Source organism: Nocardioides allogilvus, assembly GCF_003047285.1.
GTDB classification, from domain to species: Bacteria; Actinomycetota; Actinomycetes; order Propionibacteriales; family Nocardioidaceae; genus Nocardioides; species Nocardioides allogilvus.
Genome location: NZ_PZYX01000001.1, coordinates 274,518 through 290,116, shown reverse-complemented (window position 1 = coordinate 290,116; position 15,599 = coordinate 274,518). Strand labels below are relative to the sequence as shown.

Genomic DNA, 15,599 nt, shown 5'->3' with positions numbered 1-15,599 from the left:
AGGGGCCCGGGCGGTCGGTGACCGACCGCCCGGGACGTCACCTCAGACTTCTTCGACGCTGCTGGGCTCGCGCCTGGACAGGTCGATGCCGAGTTCCTCGGCCGCACGGAAGACGTCTTCCTCGGCGTCCTTCAACGTGATGGTGGAACCGTCCTGCGACAGCACCTCCACGTTGAGGCAGAGGGACTGCATCTCCTTGACGAGCACCTTGAACGACTCGGGGATACCGGAGTCGGGGATGTTCTCGCCCTTGACGATGGCTTCGTAGACCTTGACGCGACCAGGCACGTCGTCGGACTTGATGGTGAGCAGCTCCTGCAGGGCGTAGGCGGCGCCGTACGCCTCCATCGCCCAGACCTCCATCTCACCGAAGCGCTGGCCACCGAACTGAGCCTTACCACCCAGCGGCTGCTGCGTGATCATGGAGTACGGGCCGGTGCTGCGCGCGTGGATCTTGTCGTCCACGAGGTGGTGGAGCTTGAGGATGTACATGTAGCCAACGGACACCGGCTCGGGGAACGGCTCACCGGAGCGGCCGTCGAACAGGTTGGCCTTGCCGGTCTCGTCCACGAGGCGCTCACCGTCACGGGTCAGCGTGGTGGAGCCGAGCAGACCGATGATCTCGTCCTCGCGCGCACCGTCGAAGACCGGGGTTGCGACCTTCGTGTCGGGCCCGGACTTCTCGACACCGATCGAGATCAGGCGCTGCTTCCAGTCGCTGTTCTCCGGGTCGCCGGACAGGTTGAGGTCCCATCCCTGCTTGCCGATCCAGCCCAGGTGGAGCTCGAGGATCTGACCGATGTTCATCCGTCGCGGCACACCCAGCGGGTTGAGCACCACGTCGACCGGGGTGCCGTCCTCCATGAACGGCATGTCCTCGATCGGCAGGATCTTGGCGATGACGCCCTTGTTGCCGTGACGACCGGCGAGCTTGTCACCCACCGAGATCTTGCGCTTCTGGGCGACGTAGACGCGGACCAGCTCGTTGACGCCCGGGGGCAGCTCGTCGCCGTCCTCGCGGTTGAAGACGCGGACGCCGATGACCGTGCCGGACTCACCGTGCGGGACCTTCATCGAGGTGTCGCGCACCTCGCGCGCCTTCTCACCGAAGATCGCGCGGAGCAGGCGCTCCTCCGGGGTCAGCTCGGTCTCGCCCTTGGGCGTGACCTTGCCGACGAGGATGTCACCGGTGGTGACCTCGGCGCCGATGCGGATGATCCCGCGCTCGTCGAGGTCGGCCAGGCCCTCCTCGGAGACGTTCGGGATGTCCCGGGTGATCTCCTCGGGGCCGAGCTTGGTGTCGCGGGCGTCGACCTCGTGCTCCTCGATGTGGATCGAGGTGAGGACGTCCTCCTGCACCAGGCGCTGGCTGAGGATGATCGCGTCCTCGTAGTTGTGGCCCTGCCACGGCATGAACGCCACGAGCAGGTTGGTGCCCAGGGCCATCTCGGCCTTGTCCGTGCAGGGACCGTCGGCGATCGGCGAGCCGACCTCGAGGCGGTCACCCTCGACGACCAGCGGGCGCTGGTTGATGCAGGTGCCCTGGTTGGAGCGCTTGAACTTGGCCATCTTGTAGGTCTGGTAGCTGCCGTCGTCGTTCATCGTCTCGATAAACTCCGCGGACACCTCCTTGACCACACCGGCCTTCTCGGCCAGCACGACATCGCCGGCGTCGACGGCGGCGCGGTATTCCATGCCGGTGCCGACGATCGGGCTGTCGCTGACGATGAGCGGGACGGCCTGACGCTGCATGTTGGCGCCCATGAGCGCGCGGTTGGCGTCGTCGTGCTCGAGGAACGGGATCAGGGCCGTGGCCACCGACACCATCTGGCGCGGCGACACGTCCATGTAGTCGACCTCTTCGGCGAGGATCGCGTCGACCTCACCGCGTTGCTGGCGGACCAGCACGCGCTCCTCGACGAACTTGTTGTTCTTGTCGAGCGGAGCGTTGGCCTGGGCGATGACGTAGCGGTCCTCGTCGTCGGCCGTCAGGTAGTCGATGTCGTCGCTGACGACACCCTTGACGACGCGGCGGTAGGGCGTCTCGACGAACCCGAAGGGGTTGATCCGACCGTAGGAGGCGAGGGAGCCGATCAGACCGATGTTCGGGCCTTCAGGGGTCTCGATCGGGCACATGCGGCCGTAGTGCGACGGGTGGACGTCACGGACCTCCATGCCGGCGCGGTCACGGGAGAGACCACCCGGGCCGAGCGCGGACAGACGACGCTTGTGCGTCAGGCCGGCGATCGGGTTGGTCTGGTCCATGAACTGCGAGAGCTGCGAGGTTCCGAAGAACTCCTTCAGCGCCGCGACCACGGGACGGATGTTGATCAGGGACTGCGGCGTGATGGCCTCGACGTCCTGGGTCGTCATCCGCTCGCGGACCACACGCTCCATGCGCGCCAGACCGGTGCGGAGCTGGTTCTGGATCAGCTCGCCCACGGTGCGCATGCGACGGTTGCCGAAGTGGTCGATGTCGTCGGACTGGACCTTGATCGGCTTCTGGTCCGGACCCATGACCACGGCGCCCGTGGCGTCGATCAGGTCAGGAGCCTCGACCGGCGCACCCGCGGCGTGCAGCTGCACGATGTAGCGGATGGCGGCGACGATGTCGTCGACGGTCAGCGTCTGCTGGTCGAAGGCCTCTGTCACGCCGAGCTTCTTGTTGATCTTGTAGCGACCGACCTTGGCCAGGTCGTAGCGCTTCGGGTTGAAGTAGTAGTTGTTCAGCAGCGTCTGCGCAGCCTCACGCGTGGGCGGTTCGCCCGGACGCAGCTTGCGGTAGATGTCGAGCAGCGCCTCGTCCTGGGTCTGGGGGGTGTCCTTCTCCAGGGTGAGCATCATCGACTCGTACTCGCCGAACTCCTCGCGGATCTGCTCCGGGGTCCAGCCGAGCGCCTTCAGCAGCACGGTGACGTTCTGCTTGCGCTTGCGGTCGAGACGGACGCCGACCAGGTCGCGCTTGTCGATCTCGAACTCGAGCCAGGCGCCACGCGAGGGGATCATCTTCGAGGTGTAGATGTCCTTGTCGGACGTCTTGTCCGCGGACCGCTCGAAGTAGACGCCGGGCGAGCGCACGAGCTGGGACACGACGACCCGCTCGGTGCCGTTGATGATGAAGGTGCCCTTGCGGGTCATCATCGGGAAGTCACCCATGAAGACCGTCTGGCCCTTGATCTCGCCGGTCTCGTGGTTCATGAACTCGGCGGAGACGTAGAGGGGGCGGGAGAAGGTGAAGTCCTTCTCCTTGCACTCCTCCTCGGTGTACTTCGGGTCGACGAACACGGGGTTGTCGAACGAGAGCATCATCGTCTCGGAGAAGTCCTCGATCGGAGAGATCTCCTCGAAGATCTCCTGAAGACCCGACTTCTCGGAGACGTCCTCACCCGCAGCGCGGCGCGCCACGACCATCTCGTCCCACTTCTCGCCGCCGACAAGCCATTCGAAGCTGTCGGTCTGGAGAGACAGGAGAGCGGGAACCTCAAGAGGTTCGGTGATCTTTGCGAAAGAGGTGCGACGGGAGTTACCAGCGGAGCTGCGCGCGGCCAAGAGTTTTCCTTCGAATGATCAGGTGATTCGAATCGCAGCCAGCCTTCCACCGTCGACACCCGTCCGGACAGGGTGAAGGGCATTTGAGGGCAGGCGCAAAGAAGAAGGCTACCCCAAATAGACGCGCGGCTCAAACGCGGGGGTCAACTCCTCAGGAGCCGACTCTTCCGCGTTGCCGACGATGATGAACGCCGAGGCCGGTCAGGTCAAGCACCACGGCCGCACGGGCCGCCCCCGATAGCGCTACTGGGCCGCGGGCGAGGTGACCAGGTTGTCGATCAACCAGTCCTCGCCGACCTTCTGCATGGTGACCGTGACCTGGTCCTTGTAGGTGACCGGCTCGGGCGTGAGCTTGTTGGTCGTGGGTCGGTCGATGAAGACCAGCACGTCGACGCGGTCCTCCCCCGACCGGACGATCCCGGACGCGATGACCTCGGCGGCGACCTTCGTCTGCGTCGACGGCGCGTTGTCGGTGATGACCCCGAAGAGCTGGTCGTAGTCCTCGAAGTAGTCGGCCGTGACGTAGGACTTCGCGCGCTCACGGTCGGCCTCGAGCGACTCGTAGTCGTAGGACAGCACCGGCACGATGGCCTGCTCCGCGGCCGCCTGCGCCTGGCTCGACGCTTCCTCCACGGTCGAGTCGTCGCCCGCCTGCCAGGCCCAGATCGCTCCGGCCACGCCGAGCGCCGCGAGCGCTCCGAGCAGCCCCAGCAGCCAGGTCGGCACGTTGCGGGTCCGACCCGGCTCGACCGACCGTGCGGCAACGGGGGCGTCCCCGGTCGTCGCGTCGTCGACCTGGGACGTCTCGGCGTCCGGCTCGGGCTCGGGTGCCTGCGCGGCCAGCTCGACGTCGTACGCCGCTCGCGACCGCTCGTCGAGCAGCACCTCGGCTGCCTGGTTGAGCGTCTGGAACCGTCGCGAGCCGGGCTCGAGGTCGGCGATGCCGGCGCGCCAGGCTGCGCGGATCTCGTCGTGGGACGCGGTGGGCTCGACGTCGAGGACGTCGTACCAGCTCGGGGTCATTGCTTGCCCTCCGTCGACGGGGTCTGCGAGGGCGTCGGCACGGGGTTGCCCGACTCGGGCACGGCTCCGCCGGCGGTGACGGGGCTGAAGTCGTCGACCAGCCACTCACCGTCGATCTTGACGAGGCTGACCTCGATGCGGAACGGGATCGGCTCCTGCGGGACGGTCTTGCCCTTGATGGTGTAGGAGTCGGTGAAGGACCCGGCGACGAGCGTGCGCGCCGAGTCGGCGTCGAGGCTGGCGACGCCAGTGGCGAACACGTCGGGCACGCGGGCCACACCGGCCTGCGCGACGAGCTGCTCGGCCGCACCGGCCTCCTTGTCGAAGGAAGCGGCGAACTTCGGGGTGATGACCTCCTTGACCTTCTCGCGGTAGTCGGGCATCGCGCCGCTGTCGTCGAGCAGGTCGGGACCGTAGGAGCCCATGCGCAGCATGAACTGCTCGGTCTGGGCCATCACGTCCTCGCGGCCGGCCTGGGTGTCGCCGGCCTCCGCGTCACGGGTCACGAGCAGCGTCGCCGCCGTGGCGACAGCCGCCAGGATCACCGCGACCAGCACAGCCGCCAGCACCAGTCGGAACGACTGGGAGCGGGGTGGGTCGACGGAAGGGGGCGTGCTCAGTCCTGCGTCAGCAGAGGCTGGAGGAACAACCACTTCCACGATTCCTTTCCAAGGGTCCGGGGTGCCACGCTACCGGCCGACTCCACAGCCTTCGCCTCGCGCTCACCCCAGGTGAGTTCGCCGGTGGCGGGATCGTAGGCGGCGATGGGGTCGGGGTAGGACGCTGCAGCTCGCGGTGCGTGCTGCGCTCCTCGGGCGTTGGACTTCGAGGCGGGCTCGGTGCAGCCGGCCGACATGTTCATCGGACGGTTGGAGCCGTCGAGGGGCGAGCGACGGTCGGTGCTCTCGTAGCCGCCGTGGCACACGTGCGGCTCCTCGGTGATGATCATGCCGAAGTGGGCGTCGAAGTTGCCGGTCGCAGCGGTCTTCGAGACGACGGTGAAGCCGCCCTCGACGACGTAGGGGTAGAGCACCAGCAGCTGCTCGACACCGTCGAGCCGCGACACGACCACCTCACCGGTGGTGACGAGGTTGTTGATCAGGGAGCCGAGCTCGACCTCGTTGTCCTCCAGGAAGCGGCGCAGCTGGATGGCGGTCGCGCTGCCGTTGTCGATGACGGCACGGATGTCCTTGTCGGCACCGACGACGCTGGTGGAGAAGACGCTCAGGTCGCGGGCGAAGGAGCGCAGCGAGCTCTCCGAGGCGAGCTGGCCGCGCAGGACGACGTTGGAGTCCTTGATCAGCTTGGTCGTGATCTCGAAGTTGTCGTCGGCCGCCGCGAGGAACTCGTTGCCCGAGTCGATGATCGTCTGCAGGTCCTCGCCCGCGCCACCGAAGGCGGCACCGAACTCCGTCGTGACCGTCTGAAGGTCCTTCTCGTCCACGCTGCGCACGGTGTTGGACAGGTTGGTGAGCAGCGTGTCCGTCTGGATCGGCGTGCGGGTGCGGTCGACGTCGATCTCGGAGCCCTCGTCGAGGTAGGGCCCGCCGTCGGCGCGCGGCTGCAGCTCGACGTACTGCTCACCCACCGCGGAGCGGTTGCCGACCACGGCGATCGTGTCGACGGGGATCGTGTCCTGGCCCTTGTCGATGTCGAGGTGGATGTCGACGCCCTCATCGGTCAGCACCATCTCGGAGACCTCGCCGATCCGGACACCGCGGTAGGAGACCTCGGCACCGGCGAACGCGCCACCGGAGTCGGCGAAGTGGGCGACGACCGTGTAGGCGTCGTCGATGATCAGCCGGTCGAGGCGGGCGTAGCGGGCGCCGACGAACGAGACACCCAGGAGCGTGATGATCGCGAAGACCATCAGCTGGAGCTTGGTACGGCGAGTGATCATCGGAGCACCATCCCGGGCACGAGCAGGTTCACGAGGTGGGGGTCGTAGACGTCCATCAGCTCACCCATCGTCGGTCCCTGCTGAGACGGGCGCTGGCCCGTTCCGGCTCGGGGGGCTCCCGGCTGGCGGAGCAGGCTCGGCAGGGTGGTCGGGATCGACAGCGTGGGCAGCGTCGTCGGCACGCTGCTCGGCAGCCCCGGGATCGCATTGAGCTGCTTGCAGACGTCCTTGTCCTTGTTCGCCTGCTTCTTGCACTCTTCCTTGAGCTGCAGCAGGTCGTTGGGGGTGTTGAGGACCTTCAAGCAGGCCGCACTCAGCGGGTTGCCGCTCTTGAGGCACTCGAGCACGTTGTCGACGATCTTCGTCGGGTCGATCTGCGTCGGCAGGTTGGTGGGCAGCGTCGGCGGCCCGGTCGCGCCGTTGCTGAGATCGATGTCGAGGGTGACGGACAGGTTGGTGAAGTCACCCATGTGCAGGTTCCTCGCCACCTGCGGGTCACGGCCCACGACCTCGTCCACGAACGGGTAGGTCAAGAAGACGTGGAAGGCGTGGGCGAAGTTGTCGCCCGAGGCGGCGAGCTGCGACAGCACCGGGTTGAGCAGCTCGAGGCTGTCGATGGTGGATTCCTTCGACTGCGTGATGACCTTGACGCCCACGGAGCTCAGCTGGTCGAGCGCCTTCAGCATCTTGACGAGGTCGCCACGCTGGCGGTCGATGGAGTCCAGCGCGCTGGGCAGGTCCTCCAGGGCCGCGTCGATGGTCGGCTGTTCCTTGCGCACCGACAGTGCGAGCTGGTTGAGCTTCTCGATCGCGGTGACGATCTCGGCCTTGTTCTCGTCGAGCTGGCCCATGAACGAGCTGATCTGCTCGAGCACGGACCGAGCGGCCCCCTCACGACCCTCGAGGGCGAGGTTGAGCTCGCGCGTGATGGTCTGGAGCTGGCCGATGCCGCCGCCGTTGAGGAGCAGGCTCAGCGCACCGAAGACCTCTTCGACCTCGGAGTTGCGTCCCGAGCGCGAGAGCGGGATCTCGTCGCCGGACTCGAGGGGGTTGGCGCTGGCGTCCTGGTCGGGTGCCTTGAGCGAGACGAACTTCTCGCCGAGGAGGCTGGTCTGGCGGATCTCCGCGAGCGCGTTGTCCGGCAGGGCCACGTCGTTGCGCAGCTCGAGGGTGACCTCGGCGGTGTAGCCCTCGAGGTCCACGTCGCGCACGGTGCCCACGCTCACGTCGTTGACCTTGACGGTCGACTTGGGCACGAGGTCGAGCACGTCGGCGAACTGCACCTTGACGATCATCGGGTTCTCGCCGGAGTCCGGGCCACCGGGGAGCGGCAGCTTGTAGACGTCGAACTCACAACCGGTCATGAGCAGGGTCGCGCCCAGTACGGCCGCGAGGGTCTTGAGCTTCTTCATCGCTGCACCTCCACGAGGCCGCCGAGGGTCGGGTCGAACTCGAGGCCGGGAGCCGCAGGAAGGGTCGTGCCTTCCTTGAAGGCCCCGCTGCGGGGCAGGATCTGCTCGATCGTGTCGCAGACGGACTCAGCACCCTTCACCTGGTCGGTGAACCCGCAGAGGAAGGCCGCGGGGTCCGCCTCGATCTGGCTGCCCAGCATGCCGAGGTTGGCCCGGGTGTCGAGGGTGCCGGCCTGCGGGTTGTAGGTCAGGGCAAGGTTGTTGAGGGCGAGGGGACCGACCTTGAGGACGGTGTCCAGCGCGTCGCGCTGCTTGACCAGCACCTTGGAGACCCGGTTGAGCCCCTTGATGTTGCGGCCCAGCACCTCACGGTTGTCGGTCACGAAGGACGACACCTGGGTCAGCGCGGTCGACAGGTTCTTCAGCGAGGCCGTCAGCTCCTCGCGCTCGCCCTTGAGCAGCGCGGACACGTCGGCGAGGGACTGGTTGAAGCCCCGGACCGTCTGGTCGTTCTCGGCCAGCGTCTCGATGAACTTCCCGAGCTGCTCGGCGCTGCCGAACAGCTCCTCCTTGTTGTCGGCCAAGGTGTCGGAGAGCCGGGCGAAGTTCTTCAGGGTGGAGTTGAAGTTGGCTCCCTGCCCCTCGAAGTTGTCGGCCGTCACTGCCAGCAGGTCGGACAGGGCGCCGTTCTCGTTGGCACCGTTGGGCCCCAGCGCCACATTGAGGGTGTCGAGGCTCTCGAAGATCTGGTCGAGCTCGATCGGGACCGCGGTCTGGGAGAGCGCGAGCTCGGTGTTGTCGGGCATGACCTCGTCGCCCTCCTGGAAGACCGGGGTCAGCTGGACGAACCGGTCACCGACGATCGACGGCGCCACGATGGCCGCCTGGGCGTCTGCGGGGAGGTTGATGTCGGCGTCGTAGGCCATGGTCACCTCGACGTCGGTGCCGGAGGGCTTGACCTCCTCCACCGTGCCGATCGCCACGCCCAGGACCCGGACCTCGCTGCCCTCGTAGACCGAGACCGCGCGGGGGAAGTGGGCGACGAGCCGCTTGGAGTCGTCGCTGCCGATCATGGTCAGCACCGCGGCGGTCACCAGGGCGAGGACGACCAGCGGGACGGCGAGCTTCTTGATGATGTCCATGTCAGCCCACCTGCGGAGCGGGAGGCATGTTCTGGATGTAGGTGTCGAACCACGGTCCGGTGCCCAGGGTGTTGGCGAAGACCGTGTAGAACGGCGCCATCAGCCGCAGGCTGTTGTCGAGGTTGTCCTCGTTCTTGTTCAGCACGTTGACGACGTTCTCCAAGTGGGTCAGAGCGGGCTTGAGGTCCGCACGGCTCTGCTTGACGAGCAGGGTGAGCTCGCGCGAGAGCGTGGAGGTGGACGTGAGCAGGTTGTGGATCGCCTCGCGACGGCTCACCAGCGCACGGAACAGCACGTCGGCGTCGCGCATCAGCGCCACGATGTCCTGGTCACGCTCGTCGAGCACCCGCGAGACCTTCTCCAGGTTGACGAGCAGCGTGTTGATCTCACCGTCGCGGGCAGCGACGTTGGCCGAGAGCCGGGTGACCCCGTCGAGGGCCGCGCGGAACTCCTCGGGGGTGTTGCGGGTCAGGTCGGCCAGCGTGGTCAGCGACTCGGCGAGCTGGTCGGTGTTGATCTCCTCGGAGGTCGCGGCCAGGCCTTCGAACGCCGACACCACGTCGTACGGCGACGTGGTCCGCTCGACGGGGATGGTCGACTCCTCCGCCATCTGCCCGGAGCCGGCCGGCTCCAAGGAGAGGAACATCGCGCCGAGCAGGGTCTTCACCTTGATCGCCGCGTGGGTGCTCGGGCCGAAGCTCTCGTCGGAGTCGACCTTGAAGCTGACCTTGACCTGGTCGCCGTCGAGCTCGACGGCGTCGACCTTGCCGACGCGCACGCCGGCGATGCGGACCTCGTCGTTGACCTTGAGGCCACCGGACTCGGAGAAGGCGGCGTAGTAGGTGTCACCGCCGCCGATGACCGGCAGGTCGCCGGCACGGAACGCGACGACGAGGGACGCAGCGATCATCGCCAGGCTGATGGCGCCGATGACGACCGGGTTGCGCTCGCGGAAGGGGATCATGTGGTTCATCCGAGGTTGCACCTGTCCGATCCGGTCTGGTAGCTGACAGGGACGTTCACGCCGGCGGGCAGCTTCACGCGGCCCTGGAACTCGCAGAGGTAGAAGTTGAACCACGAGCCGTAGATCGCGGTGCGGCCCACCTTCTCGAGCTTGATCGGGAGCACCTGGAGGGCGCGGTCGAGCTCTGCCTTGTTGCGGTCGAGGTTGCCGGCGAACTTGCGCAGGTGCTTGATGTCCTGGACGAAGGGCTTGCGGATCCCCTGCAGCAGCCCGGCGGTCTGCACCGACAGGGTCGAGATGTCGTCGAGCGAGGTCAAGATCGCCTGCCGGTCGTCCTTGAGCCCGCCGATGAGCTGGCGGAAGGACCCGATCAGGCGCGCGAGCTGTTCGTCGCGGTCGCCGATGTGCACGAGGACCTGGTTGAGGTTCTCGATCAGGTCACCGATGACCTCGTCGCGGTCGGCGAGCGTGGAGGTGACCGACGCCGTGTGCTGCAGCAGACCCTCGAGCGTGCCGCCCTCGCCCTGGAAGACCTGGACGATCTCGTAGGACAGCTTGTTGATGTCGGCCGGGGACAGCGCCTGGAACAGCGGCTTGAAGCCGTTGAACAGGACGGTCAGGTCCAGCGCCGGCTTGGTGCGGTCGACCGGGATCGTGGAGCCCTCGGGCATCCGGCCCGAGTCGCCCACCTCCTGGGTGAGGGAGATGTAGCGCTGGCCCACGAGGTTGCGGTAGCGGATCGTGGCGAACGTGCCGCCGTTGACCTGCGTCGCGTCGGCCACCGTGAAGCTCACCAGCGCACGGGTCCGCTCGACGATCTCGATGTCTCGGACCGTGCCGACCTTCACGCCCGCGACGCGGACGTCGTCACCCTTGTTGACTCCGGTGGCGTTGGTGAAGACCGCCTTGTAGTCGCGGGTGGAGGCGAAGTTGAGGTTGCCGATGAGCACAATCAGCAGGGCCGTTGCCACCGAGGTGACCACGACGAACGTCAGCAGGCGAAGGAGGTCGCCCGAGGTCTTCTTGTCGAGGAGCGGCATCAGCGATCAGCTCCCATCGAGACGGTCGCACCACGAGCCATCGGTGCCACCAGCAGGACGCCCAGGTCGGGCACGTCCTGTGCGCTGGTCCCGATCGCCGGGCCGAGCAGGCCCTTGACCAGGGCCGACTCCTCGCGGCTGCCGGGGTAGCCGGCTCCGGTCGACCAGCCGGTCGCGGAGCGCGTGATGCCCTTGCCGGTGGGTTCGTCGACGCCGTCGGCGAAGTTGGGCTGGTGGGTCACGGGGTTTTCCTGGCTCCAGGGTGCGTTGGGCAGGCGGCCGCAGTAGGGGCCGCGCTTCTCGCCGTACACGGGCTTGTCCGCGGGCCCGTAGCCACGCGGCTGGTTGGGCAGCGTCTCCAGCACGATGTGCAGGGTGAAGCCGCGGAACGCCTCGGCCTGCAGCTTGCCCGCGCTCACGATGCCTTCGAGCAGGCAGGGGTACTCGGGTGCGTAGCGGGCGAACACGCCCAGCTGCTCGCGGCTGACCTCACCGAGACGGATGATGTTGTCGCCGTTGTCGCCGAGGAACCGCTCGGCCGTCGCGGAGAACGAGCCGATGTCCTTGAACAGCGCATTGAGCTTCTCCTCGCGCCCCTCGAGCGTCTGCGTGGTGGTGATGGTGTTGCGCAGGATCGTGGCGACCTCAGGCAACACATCGGAGTACACGTCGGACACCTGACCGGTGAGGCGCAGGTCCTCGACGAGGGCCGGGATCTGGGGGTTGAGGCGCTTGAGGTAGCTGTCGATCGTCTCGAGGTTGCCGCCGAGCTGGTCGCCGCGGCCCTCGAGCGCAGTCGCGATCGCGTTGAGCGTCATGTTGATCTCGGCCGGCTGCACCGCGCGCAGGAGCGGGAAGAGGTCGTTGAGCACCTGCTCGACCTCGGTCGAGACGTCGGTGCGGTCGATGACCGTGTCGACCTGGATGGGGTCGGCCAGCGGGCCCTCGGGCACGATCAGCGAGACGTACTTCTCGCCGAACAGGGTCTTCGGCACGATCGAGCCCGAGACGTTGCTCGGAATCGTGTCGCGCATGTCGGGGTAGAGACCGAGCGTCAGCGTCGCGCCCTCACCGTCGGTGCGGATGTCGATCACCTCTCCGACCTGGACGCCGCGGATCTTGACGTCGGCACGGATCGGGGTCTGCAGGCCGATGTTGGTGGTCTTGAGCTCCACCTCGTCGAAGTCGGTGAACTTCTGCGTGAAGACGCCGTACGACAGCCAGACACTGGAGAGCAGCAGGGCGAGGAAGACCACGCCGAGCACCTTGTTGTTCTTCATCGGATTCATCGCTATCCCGCCAGCCTGACAGTGGCGTTGGTTCCCCAGATCGCCATGGACAAGAACAGGTCGATGACGTTGATCGCCACGATGCTGGTGCGCACCGCGCGACCCACAGCCACACCCACGCCCGCGGGACCGCCGGAGGCGGTGTAGCCGTGGTAGCAGTGGATGAGGATGACGGTGACCGCGAACACGAGCACCTTGCCGAACGACCAGAGCACGTCGCCCGGCGGCAGGAAGGCGTTGAAGTAGTGGTCGTAGGTGCCCGCCGACTGCCCGTAGAACTGGGTGACGACGAGACGGCTGGCGAAGTACGACGACAGCAACCCGACGACGTAGAGCGGGACGATCGCGATCAGTCCGCCGACGACACGGGTGGCGACCAGGAACGGCATCGAGGGGATGGCCATCACCTCGAGGGCGTCGACCTCCTCGGAGATCCGCATGGCACCGAGCTGGGCGGTGAAGCCGCAGCCGACCGTCGCCGCGAGGGCGATGCCCGCGACGAGGGGGGCGATCTCACGGGTGTTGAAGTAGGCGGAGACGAAGCCCGCGAACGCGGCGGTGCCGAGCTGGTTGAGCGCGGCGTAGCCGGACAGGCCGACCTGGGCGCCGGTGAAGAAGGTCATGCCGATGATGACGCCGACGGTGCCGCCGATGACGGCCAGCGCGCCGGAGCCGAGGGTGACCTCGGCGAGGATCCGCAGGATCTCCCGGGGATAGCGCGTGACCGAGCGCGGGATCGACCTGACAACGCCGATGTGGAACGCGAGCTGGCCCCCGAGGGTGTCGAGCGAGTCGAGGGGCTTCTGGTAGACGCTCTTGATGCCGGCCATGTCATCCGCCCTTCGGTGGGACGACCTGGAGGTAGATCATGCTCAGGACGAAGTTGGCGACGAAGAGCAACAAGAACGTGATGACGACGGACTCGTTGACCGCGTCACCCACGCCCTTCGGACCACCGCTGGCGTTCATGCCCTTGTAGGACGCGACGATCGCGGCGATCAGACCGAAGACGAGGGCCTTGATCAGGCCGATCCACAGGTCTGGCAGCTGGGCGAGCGCCGTGAAGCTGGCGATGTAGGCGCCTGGGGTGCCGTCCTGGAGGATCACGTTGAAGACATAGCCGCCGGCGACGCCGACCACGCTGACCATGCCGTTGAGGAAGAACGCCACCAGCATGCAGGCGAGAACGCGCGGGACCACCAGCCGCTGGATCGGGTCGATGCCGAGGACCATCATCGCGTCGAGCTCTTCGCGGATCTTGCGCGCACCGAGGTCGGCCGCGATGGCCGAACCGCCGGCGCCGGCGATGAGCAGGGCTGTGCCGATGGGCGCGGCTTGTTGGATGACAGCGAGGACCGACGCGGAGCCGGTGAAGGACTGCGCACCGAACTGCTTGATCAGCCCACCGACCTGGAGCGCGATGACGGCGCCGAAGGGGATTGCGACGAGCGCGGTCGGGACGATGGTCACCGACGCGATGAACCAGGCCTGCTGGATGAACTCGCGGAGCTGGAAGGGGCGACGGAACAGCGCGCGCCCGACGTCGAGAGCGAAGGCAAAGAGCTTGCCCGCGACCCCGATCGGGGCAAGTGCCCGGGATGCGGTGAGTGAGGACACGGCGTGATCAGGCCCCCGGGGCGAGGCCGGCGTTGGCGCTCAGGAAGGACCCGGGAGGAGGCGTCACACCGTTCTCGCGGCACCACTGTCCGGGAGCGGGCTGGTGGCGGCGCGGGATGCCGCTCGACGGCTCGAGCTGGAGCGGGATCGGCGGCAGCGGCGGCATGTCGAGGTCCTTCTCGGCCGCGAGCTCGTCGGCGTCCTTCTCCTCGGACATGCCGATCGGGCCGACGGTCTGGGCGTTGAGGAACTGCCGCACGACCGGCTCCTCGGAGCTGAGCAGCATCTCGCGGGGACCGAACATCGCCAGGTGCTTGTGGTAGAGCAGGCCGATGTTGTCCGGGACGGTCCGGGTGCTGTTGATGTCGTGGGTGACGATCAGGAACGTCGCGTCGATCTGGGCGTTCAGGTCGATGAAGAGCTGGTTGATGAACGAGGTGCGCACGGGGTCGAGGCCGGAGTCGGGCTCGTCGATCAGCAGGATCTCGGGGTCGAGCACCAGCGCGCGAGCCAGGCCGGCGCGCTTGCGCATGCCGCCGGAGATCTCGCCGGGGAGCTTGTCCTCGGCACCGATCAGGCCGACGAGGTCCATCTTCTCCATCACGATGGAGCGGATCTCGGACTCGCTCTTCTTCGTGTGCTCGCGCAACGGGAAGGCGACGTTGTCGTAGAGGTTCATCGAGCCGAACATGGCGCCGTCCTGGAACAGCACGCCGAAGAGCTTGCGGATCTCGTAGAGGTCGCGCTCGGAGCAGCTCGCGATGTCGGTGCCCTCGATCATGATCGAGCCCTCGTCGGGCTTGATCAGGCCGATGAGCGTCTTGAGGAACACGGACTTGCCGGTTCCCGACGGGCCGAGCATGACCGACACCTGGCCTGCAGGGATGGACAGCGTCACGTCACGCCAGATCAGCTGTTTGCCGAACGACTTGGTGAGGCCGTCGACCTTGATCTCAACGCCCATGCCCGCAATCTCCCTTTGCTGTCTACGACCGCCGCCTGACACCGCCGCGCACGACTCCCTCGGCGTGGCACAGATCTCAGTGTCGGCGTTACTCCTCGGTACCAACGCCACTACCGCGGTGAGGTTACGCGTGAATGGCCGTCGCGTCATGGGCCAACCACGTGTCGACACGCAAATGCAACGAAGGGCGACCACCCTCGCGGGTGATCGCCCTCCGGCTGATCGATCAGTGCCTGGTCAGCGCACGGCCGTGGCCGCGTGCGATCCGGACAGGAGTCAGATCAAGGTCACTTGACGGTGACGGTGGCGCCGGCGGCCTCGAGGGCCTCCTTCGCCTTGTCGGCCGCAGCCTTGTCGACCTTCTCGAGGATCGCCTTCGGGGCGGACTCAACGAGGTCCTTCGCCTCCTTCAGGCCGAGGCTCGTGAGGGCGCGCACCTCCTTGATGACGTTGATCTTCTTGTCGCCAGCGGCCTCGAGGACGACGTCGAACTCGTCCTGCTCGGCAGCGGCCTCGCCACCGGCGGCGGGGGCGCCCGCAGCGGCGGCAACGGCGACGGGAGCGGCGGCGGTGACGCCGAAGGTCTCCTCGAACTCCTTCACGAACTCAGAGAGCTCGATGAGGGTCATTTCCTTGAACGCGTCGAGCAGCTCGACGGTGGTCAGCTTCGCCATGGTGGCGGTTCCTTCCGATCTGTGA

13 protein-coding genes are annotated in these 15,599 nt (G+C 67.0%); all 13 read right to left on the bottom strand.

What is annotated here, in order from left to right; translation table 11 throughout:
- Window positions 1-42: 42 nt before the first annotated feature.
- Window positions 43-3,549, bottom strand: a complete 3,507-nt coding sequence (gene rpoB, locus C9J87_RS01460) for a DNA-directed RNA polymerase subunit beta (protein ID WP_107704533.1) — start codon at window positions 3,547-3,549, stop codon at window positions 43-45.
- A gap of 243 nt (window positions 3,550-3,792) precedes the next feature.
- A complete protein-coding gene (locus C9J87_RS01455; RefSeq protein WP_010831584.1) occupies window positions 3,793-4,572 on the bottom strand; it encodes a J domain-containing protein in 780 nt (259 codons plus the stop codon).
- Window positions 4,569-5,141: a hypothetical protein gene (locus C9J87_RS01450; RefSeq protein WP_051204098.1), complete on the bottom strand. Its 573-nt coding sequence runs from the start codon at window positions 5,139-5,141 to the stop codon at window positions 4,569-4,571. The genes C9J87_RS01455 and C9J87_RS01450 overlap by 4 nt, the downstream gene beginning before the upstream one ends.
- A gap of 47 nt (window positions 5,142-5,188) precedes the next feature.
- Entirely contained in the window at window positions 5,189-6,472 is a 1,284-nt protein-coding gene (locus C9J87_RS01445) for an MCE family protein (RefSeq protein ID WP_010831582.1), read from the bottom strand.
- Window positions 6,469-7,884, bottom strand: a complete 1,416-nt coding sequence (locus C9J87_RS01440) for an MCE family protein (RefSeq protein ID WP_010831581.1) — start codon at window positions 7,882-7,884, stop codon at window positions 6,469-6,471. The genes C9J87_RS01445 and C9J87_RS01440 overlap by 4 nt, the downstream gene beginning before the upstream one ends.
- Window positions 7,881-9,026, bottom strand: coding sequence for an MCE family protein (locus C9J87_RS01435; RefSeq protein WP_107704532.1), 1,146 nt, complete (start codon window positions 9,024-9,026; stop codon window positions 7,881-7,883). Before C9J87_RS01435 ends, C9J87_RS01440 begins: the two co-directional genes overlap by 4 nt.
- Before the next feature lies 1 nt (window position 9,027).
- The gene (locus C9J87_RS01430) at window positions 9,028-9,990 is read right to left on the bottom strand and encodes an MCE family protein (protein WP_107704725.1); all 963 of its coding nucleotides are present in this window, start codon (window positions 9,988-9,990) and stop codon (window positions 9,028-9,030) included.
- A 5-nt stretch (window positions 9,991-9,995) separates the two neighbouring features.
- A complete protein-coding gene (locus C9J87_RS01425) occupies window positions 9,996-11,030 on the bottom strand; it encodes an MCE family protein (protein WP_107704531.1) in 1,035 nt (344 codons plus the stop codon).
- A complete protein-coding gene (locus C9J87_RS01420) occupies window positions 11,030-12,310 on the bottom strand; it encodes an MCE family protein (RefSeq protein WP_232211563.1) in 1,281 nt (426 codons plus the stop codon). The genes C9J87_RS01425 and C9J87_RS01420 overlap by 1 nt, the downstream gene beginning before the upstream one ends.
- A gap of 11 nt (window positions 12,311-12,321) precedes the next feature.
- Window positions 12,322-13,149: an MlaE family ABC transporter permease gene (locus C9J87_RS01415; protein ID WP_107704530.1), complete on the bottom strand. Its 828-nt coding sequence runs from the start codon at window positions 13,147-13,149 to the stop codon at window positions 12,322-12,324.
- Window position 13,150: 1 nt separating this feature from the next.
- Complete coding sequence (locus C9J87_RS01410; protein ID WP_010831575.1) at window positions 13,151-13,936, bottom strand: MlaE family ABC transporter permease; 786 nt, start codon at window positions 13,934-13,936, stop codon at window positions 13,151-13,153.
- Window positions 13,937-13,943: 7 nt separating this feature from the next.
- Window positions 13,944-14,900 (bottom strand): ABC transporter ATP-binding protein, encoded by a 957-nt coding sequence (locus C9J87_RS01405; RefSeq protein WP_010831574.1) that lies wholly within the window; start codon window positions 14,898-14,900, stop codon window positions 13,944-13,946.
- Between the two features lie 287 nt (window positions 14,901-15,187).
- Entirely contained in the window at window positions 15,188-15,574 is a 387-nt protein-coding gene (gene rplL, locus C9J87_RS01400; RefSeq protein ID WP_107704529.1) for a 50S ribosomal protein L7/L12, read from the bottom strand.
- Window positions 15,575-15,599: the final 25 nt, after the last annotated feature.

Coding starts and splice junctions, on each gene's coding strand:
- C9J87_RS01430 (WP_107704725.1), bottom strand. CDS start 9,990: ATGATCCCCTTCCGCGAGCGCAACCCGGTCGTCATCGGCGCCATCAGC.
- C9J87_RS01455 (WP_010831584.1), bottom strand. CDS start 4,572: ATGACCCCGAGCTGGTACGACGTCCTCGACGTCGAGCCCACCGCGTCC.
- C9J87_RS01415 (WP_107704530.1), bottom strand. CDS start 13,149: ATGGCCGGCATCAAGAGCGTCTACCAGAAGCCCCTCGACTCGCTCGAC.
- C9J87_RS01435 (WP_107704532.1), bottom strand. CDS start 9,026: ATGGACATCATCAAGAAGCTCGCCGTCCCGCTGGTCGTCCTCGCCCTG.
- C9J87_RS01420 (WP_232211563.1), bottom strand. CDS start 12,310: ATGAAGAACAACAAGGTGCTCGGCGTGGTCTTCCTCGCCCTGCTGCTC.
- C9J87_RS01425 (WP_107704531.1), bottom strand. CDS start 11,030: ATGCCGCTCCTCGACAAGAAGACCTCGGGCGACCTCCTTCGCCTGCTG.
- C9J87_RS01445 (WP_010831582.1), bottom strand. CDS start 6,472: ATGATCACTCGCCGTACCAAGCTCCAGCTGATGGTCTTCGCGATCATC.
- rplL (WP_107704529.1), bottom strand. CDS start 15,574: ATGGCGAAGCTGACCACCGTCGAGCTGCTCGACGCGTTCAAGGAAATG.
- C9J87_RS01405 (WP_010831574.1), bottom strand. CDS start 14,900: ATGGGCGTTGAGATCAAGGTCGACGGCCTCACCAAGTCGTTCGGCAAA.
- C9J87_RS01440 (WP_010831581.1), bottom strand. CDS start 7,884: ATGAAGAAGCTCAAGACCCTCGCGGCCGTACTGGGCGCGACCCTGCTC.